Annotated in this window: 5 protein-coding genes; 3 read left to right on the top strand and 2 right to left on the bottom strand. The window is 60.9% G+C overall.

The window, feature by feature from the left end; all coding sequences use genetic code 11:
- The first annotated feature begins 544 nt into the window (after window positions 1-544).
- Window positions 545-1,624 carry a Gfo/Idh/MocA family oxidoreductase gene (locus tag AAAX35_RS09490; protein ID WP_349117449.1) on the top strand — a complete coding sequence of 360 codons (1,080 nt, stop codon included), beginning with the start codon at window positions 545-547 and terminating at the stop codon, window positions 1,622-1,624.
- A gap of 3 nt (window positions 1,625-1,627) precedes the next feature.
- Window positions 1,628-2,374, top strand: a complete 747-nt coding sequence (locus AAAX35_RS09495) for a DeoR/GlpR family DNA-binding transcription regulator (RefSeq protein WP_349117450.1) — start codon at window positions 1,628-1,630, stop codon at window positions 2,372-2,374.
- Between the two features lie 424 nt (window positions 2,375-2,798).
- On the opposite strand, the gene AAAX35_RS09500 is transcribed toward AAAX35_RS09495, so the two are convergent.
- Together AAAX35_RS09500 and AAAX35_RS09505 are read right to left on the bottom strand one after the other, a co-directional pair.
- Window positions 2,799-3,458: an RluA family pseudouridine synthase gene (locus AAAX35_RS09500; RefSeq protein ID WP_232049565.1), complete on the bottom strand. Its 660-nt coding sequence runs from the start codon at window positions 3,456-3,458 to the stop codon at window positions 2,799-2,801.
- A 15-nt stretch (window positions 3,459-3,473) separates the two neighbouring features.
- A complete protein-coding gene (locus AAAX35_RS09505; protein WP_349117451.1) occupies window positions 3,474-5,966 on the bottom strand; it encodes a U32 family peptidase in 2,493 nt (830 codons plus the stop codon).
- Between the two features lie 299 nt (window positions 5,967-6,265).
- On the opposite strand from AAAX35_RS09505, the gene AAAX35_RS09510 reads away from it, so the two are divergent.
- Window positions 6,266-6,643 carry a RidA family protein gene (locus AAAX35_RS09510; protein WP_055285184.1) on the top strand — a complete coding sequence of 126 codons (378 nt, stop codon included), beginning with the start codon at window positions 6,266-6,268 and terminating at the stop codon, window positions 6,641-6,643.
- Window positions 6,644-6,820: the final 177 nt, after the last annotated feature.

Below are 6,820 nucleotides of genomic sequence, written 5' to 3' on the forward strand. Positions count from 1 at the left end.
ACATAGTCCACTGGAACACGAGCCGGAGGCAGGTAAGATTGAAGGGCCTGACCCCGGAGGAGTTCCGGAATCAGGCCCTTGCGGCCTAGTCGCTATTTAGGGCGTCCAAGATTTGGGGCGCAGTTCAAAGGCACCCGGGCCTTTTTCTATCCCCACTCATTGGGGACAGACTTAAATGAGTGGCCGTTGCATTCATTGGGGACAGACTTAAATGACCAGTCGTTGGGGGGACAGTCTCAATGTGCCGACAGTTTGGGACGGTCCTTTGATGTCTGATGCCCCCAGAGGGGTGGAGTAATACGGCCTACTCTGTCTTTTATGGCTATGGTGCTCTGCCCCTTTATGTTTCACAAGGATCGTTGCATGCGCATTTATGCGCATAGCCTTGCGCGATAATGCGCATAACTGCACAAACATCTGCCAACTATGGCTAAATAAAGACTGATAAGCAAATAAACACGCAAACACGAGCAGATACGCGCGCAATTGTGCGAATATAGGGTTGTTAGAAATAAAGGACTTCCGATAACTCAGGAGGCACATAATGGCAGATTCCAAACAGGCTCCGCTCGACGCCGAGGCAGCCGCAAAGGCGGCGTTTGCCTCGGTCCAGGATCAGCCGTTCCCCAACGATATTTTTACGGCTCCCGAGCTTCGTTGGGCTGTGATCGGGTGCGGCGTTATCGCCAACCAGATGGCCCAGTCTCTCGCTCTTGCCGGCCGCAAGCTTGCGGGCGTTGCCAACCGCACTCTGTCCAAGGCTCAAGCTTTTGCAGAGCAGTATGGCGTTGAGAGGGTCTATGAAACGGTCGAAGACCTCTACGCCGATCCGAACATTGACGCAGTCTATATCACCACGCCGCACAACACGCATATAACCTACCTGCGAGCCGCTCTGGCAGCTGGTAAGCACGTACTCTGCGAGAAGGCCATTACCCTCAATTCCGCTGAGCTTGACGAGGCCCGCGCCATTTCCGACGAGCACAACGTGGTCCTTATGGACGCCACCACGGTGCTCCACATGCCTTTGTATCAGGAGCTGCGTCGTCGCATGGATGTCGGTGAGTTCGGTCGCATGAACCTCGCTCAGATCAACTTTGGCAGTTACAAGGAGTACGGCGATCTGACCAATCGCTTCTACAACCGCAACCTTGCTGGCGGTGCCATGCTCGATATTGGCGTGTATGCCCTGTCCGTCATGCGTCTCTTTATGGCAAGCCAGCCCGCTGAGGTCGTTTCGCTGGGCAACACCTGCGAGACTGGCGTTGACGTTGCGGGCGGCATCGTCTGCCGTAATGCCGAACAGCAGCTGGGCGTGGTGAGCCTCACGCTCCACTCCAAGCAGCCCAAGCGTTCGGTCATTAGCTTCGACAAGTGCTATATCGAGGTCAACGATTATCCGCGTGCCGATCACGCGACCATCGTGTGGACTGCAGACGGTCACCGCGAGGAGGTCCACGCTGGCACCGAGGCATACGCTCTGTGCTACGAGATGGCCGACCTGGAGAAGGCCGTTGCCGGCGATGATTCGAAGCGTGAGCTTCTGGGCTATGCTTCTGATGTTATGGAGCTTATGACCAAGCTCCGCGCCGACTGGGGAGTTGTGTACCCCGAGGAGGAGTAAGCGATGCTTGCGGAAGATAGGCTCAACGCGATCGTGTCGATGGTGCAGCGAGCCGGCTCGGTTACCGTGCCGGAGCTTGCTGAGGCCCTGGGCGTGACGGCTTCTACCATTCGGCGCGACCTGCAGACGCTCGACCGAGCGCACCGCATCGCCAAGGTCCACGGTGGGGCGACGAGTCTTGAGCGCGCGCACGTGACGCGCGACCTAACGCTTAATGAGCGCAGCGACCTCCATAACGATGACAAGGAGCGCATCTGCGCCCGTGCCGCGGCCCTGGTGGAGCCCGATAGCTTTGTGTATATCGATTCGGGCTCCACGACCCTCAAGCTCATCGAGCATCTTCCGCGTCTCGACTGCGTCACATATGTGACCGATTCCGTGCTCCATGCTCAGCACCTTGCTTTGCGCGGCATGCGTACCGTGGTGCTGGGCGGCGAGCTCAAACCCGAGACCGAGGCGCTCGTTGGCCCCGATGCCTTGGCAACTCTGGACCGCTATAACTTCAACTGCGGCTTTTGGGGATCCAACGGCATCGCCGCCGAGCAAGGTCTCACCACACCGGATATCGAGGAAGCACAGGTCAAGCGTATCTCGATGCGCCATACCGCCAAACGCTTCGTAATCTCGGACGCCAGTAAATTTGGCATGGTGGCGCCCGTCAAGTTCGCGGACTTCCGCGACGCAACGATTATCACTGCGGGCGAGGTCCCCGCCAAGTACCGGGCAATGGACAACGTCATCACTGTCTAACAGCGAGACAAGGCCAAAACCACCACGAAGGTGCCTGTCCCCATTGTGGTGGTTAGTAACGAAAACCGAGTAGTTTTCTCAATAGAAAAGCGGCAACGTCCATCACGGGCGTTGCCGCTTTCGTTGTCTACCGGTTTTGTCTAAGTCTGTAACAACTGGACCGCTAAAAGTGGGCTAGGTGTTACAGATCGAGATACTTCCGAGCCGCACCGTCCCTTTGTCTCAATCTGTAACATCTGGGACCGATTTTGCCGAGTTATTGTTACAGATTGAGATTTTTCCTTGAGAGGGATTCGAATGTCTCGATCTGTAACAGATAGACCGGAAAATGGGTTCTAACTGTTACGGATCGAGACGTTTTGGGACCGCGGCTGAGCCATTGCGGCAAAACTACCACAAAGGCGCCTGTCCCCATTGTGGTGGTTTAGGGCTCCCAGGGGCAGGGGGCTTCGATGTGGATGTGCTCGCCGGTTACGGGATGCGTGAAGGACACGCTGTGGGCGTGGAGCATCAGGCCGCAGGGGCGCGGCGTTCCGTACAGGTCGTCGCCAACCAGGGGATGATGCTCGCTTGCCAGGTGCACACGGATTTGGTGCTTGCGGCCGGTGAGTAGCTCGACATCGATATACGAACGCGCGGGCAGGCCTCGACGGCTCTTAAGGCGCTTGAGCACCTTCACGCGCGTCTGTGACGGCTTGCCGCTGGCGCCGACACGCATCTTGCGGCTATCGTGGCGGTCGCGGGCGATGGGCTTGTCGATGAGCTTCTCGTTCCAGTCGATCTTGCCCTCGGCCAGCGCCAGATAGTGCTTTTCGAAGGCGTGGTCAATCACCATCTGGTCAAAGGCGGGCTGCGTCTGTTTGTCGAGCGAAAACAACACCACGCCGGTGGTGTTGCGGTCCAGGCGGTTGAGCGGCTGCATGTCAGTCGCGGCAAAGCCGTCGCCCATCGCCAGCAACAGATCGCTGGCGTAGTCGGTGAGCGTGCGCTCGCCGGTGCCGTCGCCGTGGACGATCATGCCGGCGGGCTTATCGATGGCCATGAGCCAGGCGTCGCAGTAGAGGACTTGAGGTTCTTCGTTCACGTGTAAGCCTTTCGGTTAGCTGATTCCCACAAACATGCAGCCCGAGGTCGCCCCGCGCAGGCGGGCGGCGGGCTTGCGGCCGGCCTGCGCTGCTTCGACGGCACGACGGACGCGGGCGACGGCACGGCCCACCTCATCCGCCTCGAGCAGCGTTCCGTCCACCATGAGACGACGCACGCCGGCATCGAGCAGCTGAGCAACCTGCGGCGTGAGGTCGATGGGGTAGGCATCGTACAGGCGAGAGCGGCCGTGAGTGTCGGTGCGGACGGGCATGACCTTGCCGTCGATATTCTTGAGCGAGAGCTTGCGGGCACGCAGGCGGCAGTTGGCGCAATCGTGGATGCAGCCGTTGGCAACCTGCAGAATGCAATGCTCGCTCGTCATGACGCGCGGGCGGCCAAAGACGGTGATGCCCAGGGCTGCGGGCGCGGCGGTGCCAAGCGAGACGATCTCGTCGAGCGTGATCTCGGGCGAGAGCCAAAACGCACCGGCTCCGCGCTCGGCAAGTGCCTCCATGCAGGGCGTGTTATGCACCGGCAGGCAAGAGCGAATCTCGGCCGTGGCGCCGGCATGAGCGGCTACGGCGAGCTCGGAGATATTGCCGACGGCGACGGTGGCTCCGGCATTGATCCAAGGATCGACGCGCTCGTGGTCGACGGCGCGGCAGACCTCGTCGAGTACGGGCACGATACCCTGCTCAAATGCATCGGCAGGGGAGAGTCCGACAGCCTCGAGCGCGTCGGTGGTCATATAGATGCGCGTTGCACCCTCCGCGCGGGCTGCCTCGGCGGCCTCGAGCGAGGTGACGGTGGCGCAGATCTGCGGCTCGTCGCGGTAGTGCTTGGGCATGGGGCGCGTACATTTGTCGAGCACCGGCAACTCGAGCGTTTTTGCGCGCTCCTCGTACGGTGCCAGAATGGCCTCTTCCAGCGCCTTACAAGCGGCGGCGCGCACCTTGTGCACGGCGGAGAAGCCCATGCCGCAGCCCTCATCGAGCGCCACATCAAAGCTCGCGGCCTCAAAGGGAGAGGAGCCCATGCGCCCGACGTGCTCAACCAGATCGGATGCCTCGACGGCGCGGGTCTTGGCGGCCTCGACGGTGAAGCCCGTGGCGGTGGCGGTGAGCGCGGGGTTGTCACAGCAGGTGAGTGTGACAGTAAACGGCTCGCCCAGGCGCGCCACGACGGACACGTCAACAGCTCGGCGGCGCAGCACATCGCGCTTGAGCGCGGCGCCGGCGGCGTCAATGGCGCTCTGGCTTCGAATCACGCGCACGCGGCAGCCCTCGGGCATGCTACGGGGCACGCGGCACTCAATGATGTCACCGGCGGCGGCATCATCGGCGGCAATGGTGGTCAGGAACTGGTCAAACTCGTTATCGTGGCGAAGCTCCAGCAGGTCGCCTTTGCCCACGGGCTCAAACAGCTCAATGCGGGCGATGGCGGCGCGGCGACGACGGTCGTCGGACTTGAGGCCGCGCACATCGCGGTTGGCCGGGCGGCTGCCCAGCACCGTGCCCACGATCTGGCCGCGGTTGTTGGAACGCTCATAGCTCATCATCTCGTCGCCCGAGGTGCCGTCCTGATAGGCGTGCGTAAAGTCGCGGTTGAAGCAGCGCTTGAGCTGGCGCTGGCGGGCGGCGTCCTCGTCCTTATCTACGGCGACCCCGGCCAGCATGTCATCAATCTGATGACGATACACGTCGACGATGGAATATACGTAATCGGGGGCTTTCATGCGGCCTTCGAGCTTGAGCGATGCGGCGCCGGCGTCATACAGACGGCGAACAAGCTGTGAGGTGTTGGTGTCACGCGGGCACAGCGCGCGCTCGCGACCGGCAGGGGAGAGCGCGCGACCGTTCTCGTCGATCAACTCGTAGGGCAGGCGGCAGGGCTGGGCGCACATGCCGCGGTTGGCCGATCGTCCCGCCATGGCAAAGCTCGACAGCAGGCACAGGCCCGAGTAGCAAAAGCAGATGGCGCCATGGCTGAAGACCTCAAGGTCCACATCGGGCGCGGCGTCGTGAATGGCGGCGATTTCGTCGATGGAGAGCTCGCGCGAGAGAGTCACGCGGTCGGCGCCCTGCTCACGGCACCAAAGGGTTCCGCGGTCGTCGTGGATGTTCGCCTGGGTCGAGATATGTGTCTCGATGCCGGGCATGGTGCGCTTGACCTCAAAGAACAGACCCCAGTCCTGGATAATGAAGGCATCGGCGCCCAGCGTGGAGCAGCGATGGATGAGCTGCAGTGCATCGCCCATCTCGGACTGCTTGATGACGATGTTGACCGTGACGTAGACGCGCGACCCGGCTAGATGCGCGGCGCGGCAGGCTTGCTCAAAGGCCTCGTCGGTAAAGTTGGTTGCCTTGCGGCGGGCGTTGAAGCTGCCCATGCCGCAGTAGATGGCGTCTGCCCCGGCGGCGAGCGCGGCGGCAAAGGGCTCCGGGCCTCCGGCGGGGGCCAAAAGCTCGGGCCTGCGGTTGGTGGTTCGACTGGCGGTTGCGGTCATATCCTGCCTTTCAAAATGCTCAGATATTCAAAAGTATAGTGGTGCCGTTGCGGCAGGCGATGCCCGTGCTCCAAGCGGGATAAAGTCTTCAGCAGCTTGGGCTGGCTGACCCCGTGGAGAACCGTTCAGCGGTTCGGGGAAACCGTTGGGCGATAAAATATTCTCGCAAGCTGATAATATTCTTGCATCAAACAGAAACCTTGAGTACTATCCCAATCAAGCGCGGTGTTCAGACCGAATTGTGCCTCCCGGTGCGAACGCCGCGCTCACGCTCTCTATTTGATCGTAAGGAGAAAAACATGAGCAAGACCGTCGTGTCTTCCGATAACGCACCCGCAGCCATCGGCCCGTATTCCCCTGGTATCCAGGCCGGCAACATGGTGTTCCTGTCCGGCCAGCTGGGCATCGACCCCGCAACCGGCAAGATGCCCGAGGGCGTCGAGGCCCAGGCCAAGCAGTCCCTCGCCAACGTCGAGGCCCTGCTGACCGCTGCCGGCGCCACCTTTGCCGATGTCGTCAAGACTACGGTCTACCTGGCCGACATCGCCGACTTCGCCGCCGTGAACGAGATCTACGCCTCCAAGTTCGAGGCCCCGTTCCCCGCGCGTAGCGCCTTCCAGGTTGCCGCCCTTCCGGCTGGCGGTCTGGTCGAGATCGAGGTCGTCGCCGCTCTCTAAGGCGTTGGCCACAACTAAACATGACATGCAAAAAGACCCTGCAGCGCGTGTGAACTGCCTCCCATTTCTTGGACATGAGAAATGGGAGGCTTTTGGAGTGGGTATGATGAATTGGACACCTAGTTAAGAGCGAAAGGTGTTCAAGATGACCCAAAGAAGAAAGCGATACGACAGGCA

The organism is Collinsella sp. CLA-ER-H11, assembly GCF_040092445.1.
Lineage (GTDB): Bacteria > Actinomycetota > Coriobacteriia > Coriobacteriales > Coriobacteriaceae > Collinsella.

Bases quoted from the DNA above. Each gene is read 5' to 3' on its own strand.
- AAAX35_RS09495 (WP_349117450.1), top strand. From the start codon at position 1,628: ATGCTTGCGGAAGATAGGCTCAACGCGATCGTGTCGATGGTGCAGCGA.
- AAAX35_RS09490 (WP_349117449.1), top strand. From the start codon at position 545: ATGGCAGATTCCAAACAGGCTCCGCTCGACGCCGAGGCAGCCGCAAAG.
- AAAX35_RS09510 (WP_055285184.1), top strand. From the start codon at position 6,266: ATGAGCAAGACCGTCGTGTCTTCCGATAACGCACCCGCAGCCATCGGC.
- AAAX35_RS09505 (WP_349117451.1), bottom strand. From the start codon at position 5,966: ATGACCGCAACCGCCAGTCGAACCACCAACCGCAGGCCCGAGCTTTTG.